The organism is Pseudomonas sp. SJZ080 (assembly GCF_007828295.1).
In the GTDB taxonomy this organism is placed as follows: domain Bacteria; phylum Pseudomonadota; class Gammaproteobacteria; order Pseudomonadales; family Pseudomonadaceae; genus Aquipseudomonas; species Aquipseudomonas migulae_A.
In genome coordinates this window covers 171,302-189,226 of sequence record NZ_VIUK01000006.1, presented here as the reverse complement: position 1 = coordinate 189,226, position 17,925 = coordinate 171,302, and the positions used below count along the sequence as shown (strand labels likewise).

Annotated in this window: 11 protein-coding genes; 6 read left to right on the top strand and 5 right to left on the bottom strand. The window is 60.5% G+C overall.

Annotation, left to right across the window (positions count from 1 at the left end; genetic code table 11):
• Positions 1–28: 28 nt before the first annotated feature.
• Together smc and FBY04_RS11225 are read right to left on the bottom strand one after the other, a co-directional pair.
• On the bottom strand, positions 29–3,517 hold the full coding sequence (gene smc / locus FBY04_RS11230; RefSeq protein WP_084318651.1) for a chromosome segregation protein SMC: 3,489 nt from the start codon (positions 3,515–3,517) through the stop codon (positions 29–31).
• 2 nt (positions 3,518–3,519) lie between these two features.
• Complete coding sequence (locus FBY04_RS11225) at positions 3,520–4,179, bottom strand: GntR family transcriptional regulator (protein ID WP_084318828.1); 660 nt, start codon at positions 4,177–4,179, stop codon at positions 3,520–3,522.
• A 267-nt stretch (positions 4,180–4,446) separates the two neighbouring features.
• Between FBY04_RS11225 and xdhA the strand changes: the two genes are divergently transcribed.
• The 4 genes from xdhA to guaD all read left to right on the top strand — a co-directional run bounded on the left by xdhA (position 4,447) and on the right by guaD (position 10,672).
• The gene (gene xdhA, locus FBY04_RS11220; protein WP_084318653.1) at positions 4,447–5,901 is read left to right on the top strand and encodes a xanthine dehydrogenase small subunit; all 1,455 of its coding nucleotides are present in this window, start codon (positions 4,447–4,449) and stop codon (positions 5,899–5,901) included.
• The gene (gene xdhB, locus FBY04_RS11215; protein WP_145315246.1) at positions 5,894–8,293 is read left to right on the top strand and encodes a xanthine dehydrogenase molybdopterin binding subunit; all 2,400 of its coding nucleotides are present in this window, start codon (positions 5,894–5,896) and stop codon (positions 8,291–8,293) included. Before xdhA ends, xdhB begins: the two co-directional genes overlap by 8 nt.
• Before the next feature lie 205 nt (positions 8,294–8,498).
• Entirely contained in the window at positions 8,499–9,344 is an 846-nt protein-coding gene (xdhC, locus tag FBY04_RS11210; RefSeq protein ID WP_145315245.1) for a xanthine dehydrogenase accessory protein XdhC, read from the top strand.
• 23 nt (positions 9,345–9,367) lie between these two features.
• The gene (guaD, locus tag FBY04_RS11205; RefSeq protein ID WP_145315244.1) at positions 9,368–10,672 is read left to right on the top strand and encodes a guanine deaminase; all 1,305 of its coding nucleotides are present in this window, start codon (positions 9,368–9,370) and stop codon (positions 10,670–10,672) included.
• A 184-nt stretch (positions 10,673–10,856) separates the two neighbouring features.
• Here the strand turns inward: guaD and FBY04_RS11200 are convergent, their stop codons facing one another.
• Positions 10,857–11,621, bottom strand: coding sequence for a GntR family transcriptional regulator (locus FBY04_RS11200; protein ID WP_084318661.1), 765 nt, complete (start codon positions 11,619–11,621; stop codon positions 10,857–10,859).
• Positions 11,622–11,967: 346 nt separating this feature from the next.
• Here FBY04_RS11200 and FBY04_RS11195 point away from each other — a divergent pair, with 346 nt between their 5' ends.
• On the top strand, positions 11,968–13,158 hold the full coding sequence (locus tag FBY04_RS11195) for a benzoate/H(+) symporter BenE family transporter (RefSeq protein ID WP_084318663.1): 1,191 nt from the start codon (positions 11,968–11,970) through the stop codon (positions 13,156–13,158).
• A 62-nt stretch (positions 13,159–13,220) separates the two neighbouring features.
• Here the strand turns inward: FBY04_RS11195 and FBY04_RS11190 are convergent, their stop codons facing one another.
• Positions 13,221–13,565 carry a YggL family protein gene (locus FBY04_RS11190; protein WP_007896965.1) on the bottom strand — a complete coding sequence of 115 codons (345 nt, stop codon included), beginning with the start codon at positions 13,563–13,565 and terminating at the stop codon, positions 13,221–13,223.
• Positions 13,566–13,798: 233 nt separating this feature from the next.
• Between FBY04_RS11190 and dacB the strand changes: the two genes are divergently transcribed.
• Positions 13,799–15,259 carry a D-alanyl-D-alanine carboxypeptidase/D-alanyl-D-alanine-endopeptidase gene (dacB, locus tag FBY04_RS11185; RefSeq protein WP_084318665.1) on the top strand — a complete coding sequence of 487 codons (1,461 nt, stop codon included), beginning with the start codon at positions 13,799–13,801 and terminating at the stop codon, positions 15,257–15,259.
• 134 nt (positions 15,260–15,393) lie between these two features.
• Here dacB and FBY04_RS11180 read toward each other — a convergent pair whose 3' ends face one another.
• Positions 15,394–17,784: a GGDEF domain-containing protein gene (locus FBY04_RS11180; RefSeq protein WP_145315243.1), complete on the bottom strand. Its 2,391-nt coding sequence runs from the start codon at positions 17,782–17,784 to the stop codon at positions 15,394–15,396.
• Between the last annotated feature and the right edge of the window lie 141 nt (positions 17,785–17,925).

Here is a 17,925-nt window from a genome sequence, read left to right as displayed (position 1 = left end):
TAAAAATACCCACCCTACAAGCGCTGGCTCAGGCCTCCACCATCGCCATCGCCTCCTCGACATCCACGGCCACCAGACGCGAGCATCCCGGTTCGTGCATCGTCACCCCCATCAATTGTTCGGCCATTTCCATGGCGATCTTGTTGTGGGTGATATAGATGAACTGCACTGTCTGCGACATCTCTTTGACCAACCGTGCGTAGCGTCCAACGTTAGCGTCATCCAGTGGTGCATCAACTTCATCGAGCATGCAGAACGGCGCCGGATTCAACTTGAAGATCGCAAAAACCAGGGCCAATGCGGTCAGGGCTTTTTCGCCGCCGGAGAGCAAATGGATGGTGCTGTTCTTCTTTCCGGGCGGCTGCGCCATGATCGTCACCCCTGTATCGAGTAGATCTTCGCCCGTCAGTTCCAAATACGCGCGGCCTCCACCGAAAACTTTTGGGAAAAGCGCCTGTAAACCGCCATTGATCTGATCAAAGGTATCTTTGAAACGATTGCGGGTTTCCTTGTCGATCTTGCGAATCACGTTCTCGAGGGTGTCCAGCGCTTCCACCAGATCGTCGTTTTGCGCATCCAGATAACGTTTACGCTCTGATTGTTGCTGATATTCGTCGATGGCCGCGAGGTTGATCGCACCGAGACGCTGAATGCGTGCGGCAATGCGCTCGAGTTCTTCTTCGGCGTCCTTCTCGCTGGCTTCGGTGGTCAGCGTGGCGAGCACCCCGTGCAGGTCGTAGCCGTCTTCCAGCAACTGATCTTCCAGGGTCTTGCGGCGCACGGTCAGGGCTTGCCATTCCATGCGTTGCGTTTCCATCTGGCCACGAATCAACTGCGATTGCTGTTCGGCCTGGTGGCGGCGCTTCTCGGCGTCTCGCAGTTCACGGTCGGCGTCTTCGAGGGCGATCTGCGCGGTCTTGAGTTCTTCATCGACGGTCATGCGCTTGTCGAGCAACTCTTCGAGCTTCAGGCGCAGCTCTTCCAGCGGCGCCTCGCCCTCCTCCAGATTGAGGCTCAGTTGTTCGCGTTTTTCTGTCAGGCGCTCGGACTGCATTTCCAGCCGCTCCAGCGCCTGACGCGTCGAGTCGTGTTGCGCCCTGAGCGACCCCAGACGCACCGCCAGTTGATGCGCGTGATCCTTATGCTGACGAGCCTCCTGACGCACGCGATCAAGCCGCTCGCGCAGGCTGTCGCGCTGGGCCAGCAGCAGCTCACGCTGCTCGGTGTCCAGTGCCATGGCATCGAGGGCCTCCTGCAATTGCAGGCGCGCTTCACCGATATTTTCGTGCTCCAGAGCGCGCTGTTCGGCCAGCTCGGTGAGTTCTTCATCAAGCCGGGTACGGCGCAAGGTCAGTTGCTCGACCTTGGCTTTTCCAGCGGACAATTGGGCTTTCAATTCGCCTTGCTGACGCGCTTCGTCCTGCAGCAAACGACGCAAATGTTCGCGACCGTTTTCCTGCTGACGCTGCTGCGCCCTGAGATTTTGCAGTTGGGTTTCCAGGGTTTCGACCGTGGCCTCGCGCTCTTCACGTTCGCTGCTCAGTTGCTGGATTTCCTGTCCGCGAGCCAGCACACCGCTTTCCGCTTCGCTGGCGCGGCGCACCCGCAAAAAGTGCCGACCGACCCAATAACCGTCACGACTGATCAGGCTCTGGCCGGCACTCAACTGACTGCGCAGGGCCAAGGCCTGTTCGAGGCTTTCCACCGGTTTGACCTGACCCAGCCATGGCGACAGATCGACCTGCGCCTCGACCTTGTCGAGCAAGCTGCCGGGAACGCGCACGCCATCGCTGGCGGGGCTGAGCAAACGCAAATCGCCCTGGGCAAAACCGGCCAGATCGAAATCGCCGAAATCATCCACCAGCACCGCTTGCAGATCGGCACCCAGCACGGTTTCCACCGCCAGCTCCCAACCGGCTTCTACGTTCAGGCCTTCGGCCAGTCGCGGGCGGTCCGCCAGGTGCTGCTCACGCAACCATTCAGCGGTGCCGGTGCCCGGATCGAGCGCGGCTTGCTGCAAGGCTTCAAGCGAAGCGAGACGCCCGTTGAGGCGCTGCAAATCACCCTGTGCCTGTTGTTGGGCCGACAGCGCTTGCTGCAACTCCTGACGCAGCTGCTCAAGGCGTTCGACCTGCGCTTCTTCACTGGCCTGCAAATCTTCCAGTGTCGCTTCGCTGGCGGCGAGTTGCTCGCTGAGTTCCATGATCGCTGCGTCTTCCGGGTCCGCCGAGAGCAACGCGCGCTCTTCGCCGAGACGCTTCTGACGATCCGCCAGGCGTTCCAGGCTGGTTTCCAGCTGCTGGATCCGCGACTGCTGGACTTCCGATTGGCGACGCGGCTCGGCGGCGGTCAGGTTGAACGTGTCCCACTGCTCCTGCCAGCCGTGCATGGTGGTTTCGGATTCTTCCAGCGCGGCGGCGGCTTCTTCGGCGGCGGCGCTGGTGACTTCCTGCTCCGGCGTGAGCATGTCCAGCTCTTCGCCGAGGGTCAGCAGCAATGTGCGGTCGTGGCCCAAATGCGATTCGGTTTCCAGACGCGCGCGCTCGGCTTCTTTCAGATCGTCCTGCAACTGACGCAAACGTTGCTGACCGTGCTGGATACTCTGCTCGACCCGGGCAATGTCGCCACCGACCGAATAGAAACGGCCCTGCACCAGATTGAAGCGTTCGGACAGGTCATGGTGCCCGTCACGCAAGCGTTCGATGCTCGCATCGGCGTTGCGTTGCTCGGCCACCAGCGCTTCGAAGGTGACTTCCTGGGTGCCGATGATCGCTTCGCGCTGCCCCACCTGTTCGTTCAGCGCCTGCCAGCGCAATGCTGACAGTTGCGCCTTGAGCTGACGCTCCTCGCCCTTGTATTCCTGATACTTCTTGGCGGCCTCGGCCTGGCGGTGCAGGCGTTCGAGCTGACGCGTAAGCTCTTCGCGCAGGTCCGTCAGGCGCTCCAGGTTTTCGTGGGTGCGACGAATGCGGTTTTCAGTCTCGCGCCGGCGCTCCTTGTACTTGGAGATGCCCGCCGCTTCTTCAATGAAGTTGCGCAAGTCTTCGGGCTTGGATTCGATCAGCTTGGAGATCATTCCCTGCTCGATGATCGAGTAACTGCGCGGGCCCAGGCCGGTACCGAGGAAGATGTCGGTGATATCGCGGCGGCGGCATTTGGTGCCGTTGAGGTAATAGGTGGTCTGGCTGTCGCGGGTCACTTTGCGGCGAATGGAGATTTCCGCGTAAGCCGCGTATTCGCCGAGCAGCGTGCCGTCGGAGTTGTCGAACACCAGCTCGATACTCGCCTGGCTCACCGGTTTGCGGCTGGTCGAACCGTTGAAGATGACGTCGGTCATCGACTCGCCACGCAGGTTCTTGGCCGAGCTCTCGCCCATCACCCAGCGTACGGCGTCGATGATGTTCGACTTGCCGCAACCATTGGGCCCGACCACCGCCGCCATGTTACTGGGGAAGTTCACCGTGGTCGGATCGACGAAGGATTTGAACCCCGCCAGTTTGATGCACTTGAGCCGCACGCTTAAGCGTCCGTCAGGGCAGAGATCACCAGATCGCAACTGCGCTGGCAATACGCGGTCAGCACGGTGCGAATCAGCGCATAGTCACGGGCGATCACGGCCGCGAGCAAGCGTTCGAACAGTTCCAGATACTCGCTCATCGAGGCCTTGCGCTGCTCCAGGGCAAGGAAATACGCACGGCTCATGGCCGGTTGCAGATTCTCGACGGTTTCCTGCAAGTACGGGTTGTTGGCAAACCCGTACGTGGCGCGCATCACATTGAAACTGTCGTCGACGAAGGCATGGATGTCCTGGCGCTCGTAGCTCGCGGTCAGGCGCTGCTGAATCTGCAAGAACGGCGCCAGGTCGGCCTGGACTTTCCAGCCAGTCGCCACGGCATTGGCGAGCAGGATGTACATCTCGCCCATCAGCGTGCACAGGCTCTGCACCTTGTGCGCGGTGAGTTCGGTCACATGCGCGCCGCGTCGCGGCAGGATCGCGATCAGGTGGCGACGCTCGAGGATCAGCAAGGCTTCGCGGACCGAGCCGCGGCTGACATTGAGGGCCAGCGTGACCTTCTGTTCCTGGATGCGCTCCCCGGGCTTCATTTCGCCACGAATGATGCGTTCGGCGAGGTGGTGAGCGATTTGCTCGGCGAGGCTGTCCGGCGCCTTGAACGTCATGGTTGTCCCTTCAAACTCTTCGATCTGCACAAGCGGCGCAGTGTAGCGCACATGAAGGGTCATGGCGGAGTGCCCACTCGGCGGTTTTTGGCACGAATCCAGCAAAAAGCAGGCTATCCCGCGAGGGTCAATAATGAAGGAACAGGTTGTTGATCGACAAAATGCTATTTCCTGACCTTTAAGTCAGAAAATCATTGACCCAAAAGTCAGACCTGATAAATTCGGTCCACGTCGGTTAACAACAATAATGAGTCTGCGAGGCCTTCCGTGATCCAGTTTTTACTAAACCAGGAACTCCGTAGCGAGCACGCCCTGGACCCGAACCTGACCGTGCTCAATTATCTGCGCGACCATGTGGGCAAACCCGGCACCAAAGAAGGCTGCGCCAGCGGTGACTGCGGCGCGTGCACCGTGGTGGTCGGCGAGCTGCAAACGGATGACGATGGCCGCGAACACATTCGCTATCGCAGCCTCAACTCGTGCCTGACGTTCGTTTCGTCGCTGCACGGCAAACAACTGATCAGCGTCGAAGACCTCAAGCACCAAGGCGAACTGCACAGCGTGCAGAAAGCCATGGTCGAGTGCCACGGCTCGCAGTGCGGTTTCTGCACCCCCGGTTTCGTGATGTCGCTGTTCGCGCTGCAAAAAAACAGCGATCAGCCGGACTCGCATAAAGCGCACGAAGCGCTGGCCGGCAACCTCTGCCGCTGCACTGGCTATCGGCCGATTCTGGAAGCTGCCGAACAGTCCTGCTGTGGCAAACAGCCGGACCAGTTCGATGCTCGCGAAGCCGATACCATCGCCCGCCTGAAAGCCATCGCCCCCACCGACATCGGTGAACTCAACAGCGGCGACAAGCGCTGCCTGGTGCCGCTGACCGTGGCCGATCTGGCCGACCTCTACGACGCTTATCCACAAGCCCGGCTGCTGGCCGGCGGTACGGACCTGGCGCTGGAAGTCACCCAGTTCCACCGCACCCTGCCCGTGATGATCTACGTCGGTAACGTCGCCGAAATGAAGCGCATCGACCGCTTTGATGATCGCCTGGAAATAGGCGCCGCCACCGCCCTCTCCGATTGCTATGAAGCCTTGAAAGCCGAGTACCCGGACTTCGGCGAACTGCTGCAACGTTTCGCGTCCCTGCAGATTCGCAACCAGGGCACCCTCGGCGGCAACATCGGCAACGCCTCGCCGATTGGTGACTCGCCACCGCTGCTGATTGCCTTGGGCGCACAGATCGTTCTGTGCAAGGGCGACACCCGTCGCACCATGGCGCTGGAAGACTACTTCATCGACTACCGCGTCACCGCGCGCCAGGAAAGCGAGTTCATCGAAAAGATCATCGTGCCCCGTGCCAGTGCCGAACAGCTGTTCCGTGCCTACAAGGTTTCCAAGCGCCTGGACGATGACATTTCCGCCGTTTGCGCCGCCTTCAATCTGCGCCTTGAAAACGGTGTGATTGCCGATGCCCGCGTGGCGTTTGGTGGCATGGCTGCCATCCCGAAACGCGCCGCCCACTGCGAAGCCGTGTTACTCGGTTCACCCTTCAACCACGCCACCGTCGAACGCGCCTGTGCCGCATTGGCCGAAGATTTCACGCCGCTCTCGGACTTCCGGGCCAGCAAGGAATACCGCCTGCTCAGCGCGCAAAACCTGCTGCGCAAATACTTCATCGAACTGCAAACGCCGCACATCGAGACTCGGGTGACCGCTTATGTCTAACCATCACGCCGTAGAGAAGACCCAGGCCGAACTGGCTGAACTGTTCGCCAAGGACCTGACCACCGGTGTCGGCCGCAGCGTCAAGCACGACAGCGCCGCCAAGCATGTGTCCGGTGAAGCGCAGTACATCGACGACCGTCTGGAATTTCCGAACCAGCTGCACGTTTACGCCCGGCTGTCGGACCGTGCCCACGCGAAAATCATCAGCATCGACACCAAGCCCTGCTACGCCTTCGAAGGCGTGCGCATCGCCATTACCCATGAAGACGTGCCCGGTCTGAAAGACATCGGGCCGTTGCTGCCGGGTGATCCATTGTTGGCGATTGATGATGTGCAATTCGTCGGTCAACCGGTGCTTGCCGTTGCAGCGAAAGATCTGGAAACCGCGCGCAAAGCCGCGATGGCCGCGATCATTGAATACGAAGATCTCGAGCCGGTGCTGGACGTGGTCGAAGCCTTGCGCAAACGCCACTTTGTACTCGACAGCCACACGCATCAGCGTGGTGATTCGGCCGGGGCCTTGGCCACCGCTGAGCATCGCATCCAGGGCACGCTGCACATCGGCGGCCAGGAACACTTCTACCTCGAAACCCAGATCTCTTCGGTGATGCCGACTGAAGATGGCGGGATGATCGTCTACTGCTCGACCCAGAACCCGACCGAAGTGCAGAAACTGGTGGCCGAGGTTCTGGACGTTTCGATGAACAAAATCGTGGTCGACATGCGCCGCATGGGCGGTGGTTTCGGCGGCAAGGAAACCCAGGCCGCGAGCCCGGCGTGCCTGTGCGCCGTCGTCGCGCACCTCACCGGCCAGCCAACCAAGATGCGCCTGCCGCGGGTCGAAGACATGCTGATGACCGGCAAGCGTCACCCCTTCTACGTCGAATACGACGTTGGCTTCGACAGCACCGGCCGACTGCACGGCATCGCCCTGGAACTGGCCGGCAACTGCGGTTGCTCGCCGGACTTGTCGGCCTCGATTGTCGACCGTGCAATGTTCCACGCCGACAACTCCTATTACCTGGGCGATGCGACGATCAACGGACACCGCTGCAAGACCAACACCGCGTCGAACACCGCTTACCGCGGTTTCGGCGGCCCGCAAGGGATGGTCGCCATCGAAGAAGTGATGGACGCGATTGCCCGCCATCTGGGCCTCGATCCGCTGGCCGTGCGCAAGGCCAATTACTACGGCAAGACCGAGCGCAACGTCACCCATTACTACCAGACCGTCGAGCACAACATGCTCGAGGAAATGACCGCCGAACTGGAAGAAAGCAGCCAGTACGCCGAGCGCCGCGAAGCGATTCGTCGCTACAACGCCAACAGCCCGATCCTGAAAAAAGGCCTGGCGCTGACGCCAGTTAAATTCGGTATTTCCTTCACTGCCAGTTTCCTCAACCAGGCCGGTGCGCTGGTCCACGTCTACACCGACGGCAGCATCCACTTGAACCATGGCGGCACGGAGATGGGCCAGGGTCTGAACACCAAAGTCGCGCAGGTCGTGGCCGAAGTGTTCCAGGTGGAAATGGACCGCGTGCAAATCACCGCGACCAACACCGACAAAGTGCCGAACACCTCGCCGACCGCCGCGTCCAGCGGCGCCGACCTGAACGGTAAAGCTGCACAGAACGCCGCGGAAATCATCAAGAAACGCCTCGTGGAATTTGCCGCGCGGCAGTACAAGGTCAGCGAAGAAGACGTGGAGTTCCACAACGGTCACGTGCGGGTTCGCGATCACATCCTGACCTTCGAAGCGTTGATCCAGCAGGCCTATTTCGCTCAGGTGTCGCTGTCGAGCACCGGGTTCTACAAGACCCCGAAAATCTTCTACGACCGCAGTCAGGCGCGAGGTCGGCCGTTCTACTACTACGCGTTCGGTGCGGCGTGCTGCGAAGTGATCATCGACACCCTGACCGGCGAGTACAAAATGCTGCGCACCGACATCCTCCATGACGTTGGCGCCTCGCTGAACCCGGCCATCGACATCGGTCAGGTCGAGGGCGGTTTCATCCAGGGCATGGGGTGGCTGACCATGGAAGAGCTGGTCTGGAATGCCAAGGGCAAACTGATGACCAACGGCCCGGCGAGCTACAAGATCCCGGCCGTGGCGGACATGCCGCTGGACCTGCGGGTGAAGCTGGTGGAGAACCGCAAGAACCCGGAAGACACGGTGTTCCACTCCAAGGCGGTGGGCGAGCCGCCGTTCATGCTCGGCATCGCGGCGTGGTGCGCGATCAAGGACGCTGTGGCGAGTCTGGGCGATTACAAACATCAACCGAAAATCGATGCGCCGGCGACGCCGGAGCGGGTGTTGTGGGGCTGTGAGCAGATGCGGCAGTTGAAGGCGGCGAAGACTGTTGCGATCGAAACCGAGTTGGCTTCGCTGTAAGGACCGCGGCGCCTGGATCGCCAGCAAGCCGGCTCCTACAAGGATTGTGCAGAACCTGCAGGAGCCGGCTTGCTGTCTCCTACAAGGATTGTGCTGAACCTGTAGGAGCCGGCGTGCTGACTCCTACAAGGATTGTGCTGAACCTGTAGGAGCCGGCTTGCTGGCGATGAGGCCCGAACAGACAACAAAGATGTCGAGGTGAAACATGTACAACTGGATCGACGCCCTCGCCGACCTGCAAAACCGGGGTGAACCCTGCGTGTTGGTGACCATCATCGAAGAGCTCGGCTCGACGCCGCGCAACGCCGGTTCGAAAATGGTCATCAGCGCCAGCCAGACCTTCGACACCATCGGTGGCGGGCATCTGGAATACAAGGCCATGCAGATCGGCCGCGAAATGCTCGCCAGTGGCAAGCAGGACACGCACCTGGAGCGCTTCAGCCTCGGCGCCAGCCTGGGCCAGTGCTGCGGCGGCGTGACCGTGTTGCTGTTCGAGCCGATGGGCCAGGTCCAGGCACAGATCGCCGTGTTCGGTGCCGGCCATGTCGGTCGCGCACTGGTGCCGCTGCTCGCCAGCCTGCCCTGCCGGGTGCGCTGGATCGATTCGCGGGAAGATGAATTCCCTGAACAGCTCCCCCATGGCGTACGCAAAATTATCAGTGACGACCCGGTGGATGAAATCGACGACCTGCCCGTCGGCAGCTACTGCATCGTCATGACTCACAACCACCAACTCGACCTTGAACTCACCGCTGCGATCCTCAAGCGCAACGACTTCGCCTACTTCGGCCTGATCGGTTCGAAAACCAAACGGGTGAAGTTCGAACATCGCCTGCGCGACCGTGGTTTCGACAGCGCCGTGCTGCAGCGCATGCGCTGCCCGATGGGGCTCGGCGAAGTCAAAGGCAAATTGCCTGTGGAAATCGCCATCTCCATCGCCGGCGAAGTTATTGCCACCTATAACGCGAATTTCGGCCAGCACACCGCCAGCGCCGGATCATCGATTGCCAAACTGCTGCCTGCTTCACGCCGCAGCCACGCTTCGAATTAAAGAGCCACTAACTGAGAACGACAATGCCTCTGACTCGTAAAGCCTACCGCGCCGCCATCCTGCACAGCATCGCCGACCCCGCCCAAGTGGGCATCGAAGCCTCATACGAGTATTTCGAAGACGGCTTGCTGGTGGTCGATAACGGCCAGATCAGCGCCCTCGGTCACGCCAGCGAACTGCTGCCGACCCTGCCCGCCGACATCGAGATCACTCATTATCAGGACGCACTGATCACCCCCGGCTTCATCGACACCCACATCCACCTGCCGCAAACCGGCATGGTCGGCGCCTATGGCGAGCAGTTGCTGGATTGGCTCAACACTTATACGTTCCCGTGCGAAAGCCAGTTCGCCGACAAGGCTCACGCCGACGAAGTCGCGGGCATTTTCATCAAGGAACTGCTGCGCAACGGCACCACCACCGCGCTGGTGTTCGGCAGCGTGCACCCGCAATCGGTGAACTCGTTCTTCGAGGCTGCCGAACAGCTGGACCTGCGGATGATCGCCGGCAAGGTGATGATGGACCGCAACGCGCCGGACTACCTGACCGATACCGCCGAATCCAGCTACGTCGAAAGCAAGGCGTTGATCGAGCGCTGGCACGGCAAGGGTCGCCTGCACTATGCCGTCACTCCACGCTTCGCCCCGACCAGCACCCCGGAACAACTGACCCTCGCCGGCCAGTTGCTGAGCGAGTATCCGGACCTGTACATGCAGACCCACATCAGTGAAAACCTCAAGGAAGTCGAGTGGGTCAAGGCGCTGTTCCCGGAGCGCAAGGGTTACCTCGACGTTTACGATCACTATCAACTGCTGGGCGAGCGCTCGGTGTTCGCCCACGGCGTGCACCTGTGCGATGAAGAATGTGCGCGCCTGGCAGAAACCGGCTCGGCGATCGCCTTCTGCCCGACCTCGAACTTCTTCCTCGGCAGCGGCCTGTTCAATTTGCCGATGGCCGAGAAGCACAAGCTGAATGTCGGTTTGGGCACGGACGTTGGCGGTGGCACCAGTTTCTCGCTGCTGCAAACGTTGAACGAGGCGTACAAGGTCATGCAGTTGCAAGGTGCGCGACTGAGCCCGTTCAAATCGCTGTACCTGGCGACCCTCGGCGGTGCGCGGGCGCTGCGTCTGGAAGACAGGATCGGCACGTTGCTGCCGGGCACTGATGCGGACTTCCTGGTGCTCGATTACAACGCTACGCCGTTGCTGAGCTATCGCTTGAAGCAGGCGAACAACATTGCCGAGACGTTGTTTGTGTTGATGACGCTGGGGGATGACCGGACTGTTCTGCAGACGTATGCGGCGGGGAATCAGGTGCATCAGCGCTAAGGTTTTTCGGGCGTAAAAAAAATCCCCCGCAATCGTTGGTTGCGGGGGATTTTTTGTGACCTTGAGATTGCCATCGCGAGCAAGCCCGCTCCCACATTGAATCTATGTCGTACTCAAATATCGTGTTCGCTGGAGATCAAATGTGGGAGCGGGCTTGCTCGCGATGGGCGCGACTCGGTCTCAATCAGAGTTTGGCGGTCGGCCGCCCTGGCTTCTTGGTCTGCAACAAATGCGAGAACACCGCATGCAAATCATCCGACGCACTTTCCTCGTCGAGGTTGAGTTTGCTGTCGATGTGATCCATGTGATGCATCATCAGGTTCACCGCCAATTCACCGTTACGCGCTTCAATGGCATCGATCAGTTGGGTGTGTTCGTCGTAGGAACAGTGCGAACGGTTGCCGCTTTCATACTGGGCGATGATCAATGAAGTCTGCGAAACCAGGCTGCGCTGGAAGCTGATCAGCGGTGCATTCTTCGCCGCTTCGGCCAGTTTCAGGTGAAACTCGCCTGACAGACGGATACCGGCACCGCGATCGCCACGGGAGAAGCTGTCGCGTTCGTCGTTGACCATCTGGCGCAATTCGGCGATTTGCTCGGCAGTGGCGTGTTGCACCGCCAGTTCAGTGATCGCCCGCTCGACCAGACGCCGGGCGAGGAACACCTGACGCGCTTCTTCGACACTCGGGCTGGCAACCACGGCGCCACGGTTGGGCCGCAGCAGCACGACGCCTTCATGGGCCAGGCGCGACAGCGCGCGGCGAATGATGGTGCGACTGACCCCGAAAATTTCCCCCAGCGCTTCTTCGCTCAACTTGGTGCCGGGCGCCAGGCGCTGTTCGAGGATGGCCTCGAAGATATGCGCGTAGACAATATCGTCCTGGGTCCCGCTGCGGCCGGCTTTGCCTGCTCGCGGTTGTTTCTTGAGGGGTTGCAACTGTTCGTTCATGGGCACTCGAGTCGGGAGAACTGCGGCGAATTGACCGTGACTGTAATACGGCACAGTGGGTCGCTGGCAAGTATCGCGTAAAAAACACCGCGATTGTACACAATGGATGGTGGCAACACGACTGTACGGCTGTTTGTCGCCTTTGCTGTATTGCAACGATTGCTTACGTTTGAGTTTAGGCTTATCCGCAGAATCCGCAGCGCGATCTCCTGTAGGAGCCGGCTTGCTGGCGATGGTGAATCAGTCGACATACATGTAGCTGACCCACCATCGCCAGCAAGCCGGCTCCCACAAGGGTTTTGCGTCGTTTTGGATGTTTTCGTACGTATTAAGGAACACCGCTGTCATGAACGACGCAACGCACACGCAGCTCCGCCCATTGGCGGACACCTCACCCTCGGCCATCGTCGCCGGTTTTATCGCCATGATGACCGGCTACACCAGTTCCCTGGTGCTGATGTTCCAGGCAGGGCAAGCGGCCGGCTTGACCAGCGGGCAGATTTCGTCGTGGATCTGGGCAATTTCCATCGGCATGGCGGTGTGCTCGATCGGCTTGTCCCTGCGTTATCGCACGCCGATCACCATTGCCTGGTCGACACCCGGCGCGGCGTTGCTGATCACCAGCCTGGGCGGCGTGAGCTACGGCGAAGCCATTGGCGCCTACATTACCTGTGCGGTGCTGGTGACCGTTTGTGGTTTGACCGGCAGCTTCGAACGCTTGGTGAAGAAGATTCCGGCGTCATTGGCCGCGGCGTTGCTGGCGGGGATTCTGTTCAAGATCGGCAGCGAAATTTTCGTCGCGGCCCAGCATCGCACCGCGCTGGTACTGGGAATGTTCTTCACGTACCTGGTGGTCAAGCGCCTGTCGCCCCGCTACGCCGTACTGGCAGCATTGCTCATCGGCACAGCGTTGTCAGGGTTCATGGGGCTGCTGGATTTCAGCGGGTTTCACCTGGAAGTGGCCACACCGGTCTGGACCACGCCGCACTTCTCCCTGGCCGCGACCATCAGCATCGGCATTCCGCTGTTCGTCGTGGCGATGACCTCGCAGAACATGCCGGGCATCGCCGTGCTGCGTGCCGACGGTTACACGGTACCGGCCTCGCCGCTGATCACCACGACGGGCATCGCCTCTCTGCTGTTGGCGCCATTCGGCTCCCACGGGATCAACCTGGCCGCCATCAGCGCGGCGATCTGCACCGGGCCGCATGCCCACGAAGACCGCAACAAGCGTTACACGGCCGCCGTGTGGTGCGGGGTTTTCTACGGGATTGCCGGGGTTTTCGGCGCGACGCTGGCGGCGCTGTTTGCCGCGCTACCGAAAGAACTGGTGCTATCGATTGCGGCGTTGGCGCTGTTCGGTTCGATCATCAATGGCCTGAGCATTGCCATGGCGCAAGTGAAAGAACGTGAGGCGGCGCTGATCACCTTCATGGTCACGGCGTCGGGGCTGACGCTGTTTTCCATCGGTTCGGCGTTCTGGGGGATTGTGGCGGGGGTGTTGACCTTGCTGATCCTGAATTGGCGTAAAGCCTGAAGATCAAAAGATCGCACCCAAAAAAAAACGGCGACCCTCGGATCGCCGCTTCTTTTATGACATCAAGCTACCGGATTGATCGGCTTTTCCGGGTACCAGACGTCGATCAGCGGGCTGACGGTGGCTTCAGTCAGTTCGCTGCGGCCTTTGAGCCAGGCTTCAACAGCAGCGCGCTGCTCTTCGGACACCGAGCCACGCTTCTGCAGGCAAACCAGACCGAAGTCGTCGCCGCCAACATAGCCCAGACCGTTGGCTTCCATGGCTTCTTTCAGGAACGCGTCGAGGAAAGCATCAATGGCTTCATCAGCCAAATCTTCTTTGAAATCCAGGTTCAGTTCGAAACCCAGCTCTTGAAATTCATCGACGCACAGTTTTTTGCGCAGACGCTGGGAACGGTTAGTCGCCATTGGAACAATCCTCATAAGTAATAACGGGCGGCACTTTAGCAGTTTAAGCCGCCAATTGCCCGATTCTCTGGGCCCAACCCGTAACCGTCGGTAAAAAAATAGCGGATTAGGTGACCGGGGCACGGCACAAGCCGCTACACCTTGGGGCATAATGCCGACACTTTCATGACCACTGAGGGAATTTATCTTCATGCCCTCGTCTTTTTCCCCTCGGCTGTAGGGTTTTATTTCACATGATCAAATCTTTGCGTCCACTGTTGCTGGCCAGTCTTCTTATCCCCCTGGCCCTCCCCGTCTCCGCCGCCACCATCAACACCGGGCTGTCGCCCAACGTCGAAAAGGCCCTGAAGGCCAGCAAGTTGCAAGACAACGCCCTGTCGCTGGTGATGATCCCGCTCAACGGTCCTGGCACGCCGACCATTTTCAACGCTGACGTCTCGGTCAACCCGGCCTCGACCATGAAACTCGTCACCACTTACGCCGCGCTGGAAATGCTCGGCCCGAACCACCAGTGGAAAACCGAGTTCTACACCGACGGCACGCTCAGCGGCGGCATTCTCAACGGCAACCTCTACCTCAAGGGTGGCGGCGACCCGAAACTGAACATGGAAAAACTCTGGCTGCTGATGCGCGACCTGCGCGCCAACGGCGTGACCCAAGTCACCGGCGACCTGGTGCTGGACCGTGGTTTCTTCGTGCAACCGCAATTGCCCGAGTTCAACGATGACGGCAATGACGAGAACAAACCGTTCCTGGTCAAACCCGATTCGCTGCTGGTCAACCTCAAGGCCTTGCGCTTCGTGGCGCGCAATGACAACGGTCGGGTGCTGATTTCGGTCGAGCCGCCGATCTCCAGCATCCGCATCGAAAACCAGGTCAAGGCCGTCAACTCCAAGCAATGCACCGGTGGCGTGCGTTACAACCCGGTAACCCAGGCCGATGGCACCGTGAACGTGACCGTCGGCGGTCAGTTGGGCGATGGCTGCAGTTCCCAGACTTACCTGTCGCTGCTCGACCATGCGACTTATACCGCTGGCGCGGTCCGGGCAATCTGGAAAGAGCTGGGTGGCAGCATTCAGGGCAAGGACGTTCTGGCACCGACGCCAAAAGACGCCAAGGTGCTGGCTCGCGCCTTCTCGCCGGACCTGGCGGAAATCATCCGCGACATCAACAAATACAGTAACAACACCATGGCTCAGCAGTTGTTCCTGAGCCTGGGCCAGAAATTCCGCACCGACGCCGACGGTGACGACGCCAAAGCGGCCCAGCGCGTGGTGCGTCAGTGGCTGGCGAAAAAAGGCATCACCGCGCCGCACCTGGTAATGGAGAACGGTTCAGGCCTGTCCCGTGCAGAACGTGTCAGCGCGCGTGAAATGGCCGCGATGCTGCAAGCCGCCTGGCACAGCCCGTACGCCGCCGAGTTCATCAGCTCGATGCCGATTGCCGGCACCGACGGCACCATGCGCAAACGCCTGAAGACTACGGCGATGCGCGGTGAAGCCCACGTCAAGACCGGCACCCTGAACACCGTGCGCGCGATCTCCGGCTTCAGCCGTGACGTCAATGGCAACACCTGGGCGGTGGTGGCGATCCTCAACGACAAGGCGCCGTTTGGTGCGTCATCGGTGCTGGATCAGGTGCTGCTGGACTTGTATCGCCAGCCGAAACAGCCTGATACGGCTTCGGTGTTGTAAACGATCGTCCAGACACAGGAGATCCAATGTGGGAGCGGGCTTGCTCGCGATGGCGGTGTATCAGTCGACACTTGTATTGACTGATACACCGCCATCGCGAGCAAGCCCGCTCCCACAGGGGTCCGCATGCAGCCCTAATTTATCTCGCCCTGAACCCGATCCCGTCCCGCCTGTTTCGCCGCATAAACCCCCGAGTCCGCCCGCAGCAGCAGCGCATCCGCGCCCTCCCCCACGCGCCAACTGGCGATCCCGAAACTCGCAGTGACGATCCCGACATCGTCGATCGGCGAACTGCGCAAGCCTTGCCACAACTCCAGCGCCAACCCATACGCCTGCTCGCTGTCGATATCCGGGCAAAGCACCATGAATTCCTCGCCGCCCAGGCGACAGAACACGTCAGTGCGCCGCAGTCGATGGCCGATACGCTCGCACACCGCTTGCAACACCCGATCGCCCACCGCATGACCGTGCTGGTCATTGATGCGTTTGAAGTGGTCGATGTCGAGCATGATCACCGACAACTCGCCGCCACCGCGCTCGACACGAGCCATTTCGGTGGTCAGGCGCTCCTGGAAATAGCGACGGTTGTGGATCCCGGTCAGTGAGTCGGTAATCGACAGCGCCCGCAGCTCTTCTTCCACCCGCTTCAAGTCAGAGATATCCGAGACATAGCCATGCCAGAGCACCCCGCCACCGGGCAGTTCTTCCGGGGTCGCTTCACCCCGGACCCAGCGCAAGCCACGTACCGGCAGCACCACGCGGTATTCCTCGCGCCACGGGCTAAGCGTGTCCGCCGACGCGCGGATGGAGGCGCGAACCCGGGTGGTGTCCTGGGGATGAATCCGGGTGAAAATCGCTTCAGCGTTGAGCAGCATGACGTCCGGTTCGAGCTCATAGATATCGCGGATGCCATCGCTGGCGTAGATCACGCTGAAGCGTCCGTCGAATTCCATCTTGAACTGGTAAATCCCGCCGGGCACATGGGCGCTGAGTTTCTTCAACAGCAAATCCCGTGCGGCGAGCGCCTCATACACCCGCTTGCGCTCGGTGACGTCGATGCAGATTGCCAGGTGCCCGACCCACAGCCCTTGCTCGTCGAGCACCGGAGTCGCCAGCATATTCACCGTCAAATGGCTGCCGTCGCCGCGAATCAGGGTCCACTCCCGCGCTTCGTGACCGCCCTCCTCGCCGCCCTCGACCAGCATCGCCTGGCAGGTCGGAATCGGCTTGCCGTAGCGCGCGCTCAATTCCGCCGAGCGCGCCGCCAGCTCCCGGGGCAGGTGCAGGTTTTCCAGGGTCATGTGGCCCACCACGTCCAGGCTGGAATAGCCGAGCATCTGCTCCGCTCCGGCGTTGAACGTGCTGATGACGCCGCGCAGGTCGGTGGCGATGATCGCCACCTGAGTGGCGGCGTTCAGCACGCCACGCAACTGACCATGGGTACCGCGCAGTTCCTGCTCTCGGGCGCGCAACTCCTGGGTTCGCTGCTCGACCATTCTCAACGCCCGTTGACGTTGACTGACCAGCACATAAAGCAGTGCGCTGAGCAGCAGACTGAGCAAGCCACCCAGCACCACCACGCTGGTGACCGAAGAATGGTTGGCTTGAAGGAAGGCTTCGCTGGGCTGGATATCCACTTGATAATCGTGATCGGCAAGCCGCAGCAACCGGGTCGCGGACAACTCACTGACGGCAGGCCCATTGGGCGATTCATAGAGCACTTCGTGCTGATCGTCGATGGACAGGTCGAGGATGCGCACCGACAGGTAATCGCGACCCACCTCCGGCAACCCGTCGGCCAGCAATTGACGCATGCTGATCACCGCCATCACGTAACCGTAGGGTTTGGTCGCCGGACTGTTGCGGGACAGGACCGGCGCAACCAGCAGCACACCCCGGGCATAGGCAGGCTCGATACTGACCAGGTGCATCGGCTGCGACACCGCCATGCGGGCATTCTGGTCCGCCCGCTCGAGGGTGGAACGGCGCAGGGGTTGCGCCAGCAAGTCGTAACCCAACGGCGCGCCGAGCCGGCTTTGCGTCTGGCTGTACAGCACCACCACGTATTCATCCCGTTCGGCCGCCAGTTGCAGTTGGCCTTCGGCGTTGAGCTCACGAACGCTGAAATCGGATAAACCTTCCTCTCGCACCTGGCGCTCAAATTCCGCGCGCTCGGCACCGCTGACCCGCCGGGCAAACGAATACGCCTGGGTTCGATGCAGCAGAGGTTGGGTGTAACCGTTGAATTCCTCGCGGTCGACCGCATCGGAATTGGTGAAGAACCGGCGCAGGCCGTCGAGGCGCTGCTCCTGATCCTCAAAACGCTCTTCGATACGGCTGTAACGTTCGCTGGCCATCAGCTGGAAACGTTGCCGCAATTGCTGGTGAAACAGATTCAGGGTCGACCAGGCCAACAGCCCCGTGAGCACTCCGCCGATGAACAATACCAGCAGCGCGACCAGCCAGGCCGAAACATCTTCACTGATAAAACCCAGGATCTTGGGGCGCACGGCGTACAACGACATAGAGGCAACTCAAAACGCCAGGTGCCGGAAAAGCCCATTGGCCGTGCGTTGAGTTATAGCTATTAGCCATCAATTTAACCAGCACTGAAAGAAGTCTGTAGGAGCAGCCGGTCGACGTTCGATTGCTCCTACAGTAAATCT

Bases quoted from the DNA above. Each gene is read 5' to 3' on its own strand.
- FBY04_RS11225 (WP_084318828.1), bottom strand. From the start codon at position 4,179: ATGACGTTCAAGGCGCCGGACAGCCTCGCCGAGCAAATCGCTCACCAC.
- xdhB (WP_145315246.1), top strand. From the start codon at position 5,894: ATGTCTAACCATCACGCCGTAGAGAAGACCCAGGCCGAACTGGCTGAA.
- xdhC (WP_145315245.1), top strand. From the start codon at position 8,499: ATGTACAACTGGATCGACGCCCTCGCCGACCTGCAAAACCGGGGTGAA.
- guaD (WP_145315244.1), top strand. From the start codon at position 9,368: ATGCCTCTGACTCGTAAAGCCTACCGCGCCGCCATCCTGCACAGCATC.
- FBY04_RS11200 (WP_084318661.1), bottom strand. From the start codon at position 11,621: ATGAACGAACAGTTGCAACCCCTCAAGAAACAACCGCGAGCAGGCAAA.
- FBY04_RS11195 (WP_084318663.1), top strand. From the start codon at position 11,968: ATGAACGACGCAACGCACACGCAGCTCCGCCCATTGGCGGACACCTCA.
- FBY04_RS11190 (WP_007896965.1), bottom strand. From the start codon at position 13,565: ATGGCGACTAACCGTTCCCAGCGTCTGCGCAAAAAACTGTGCGTCGAT.
- dacB (WP_084318665.1), top strand. From the start codon at position 13,799: ATGATCAAATCTTTGCGTCCACTGTTGCTGGCCAGTCTTCTTATCCCC.
- FBY04_RS11180 (WP_145315243.1), bottom strand. From the start codon at position 17,784: ATGTCGTTGTACGCCGTGCGCCCCAAGATCCTGGGTTTTATCAGTGAA.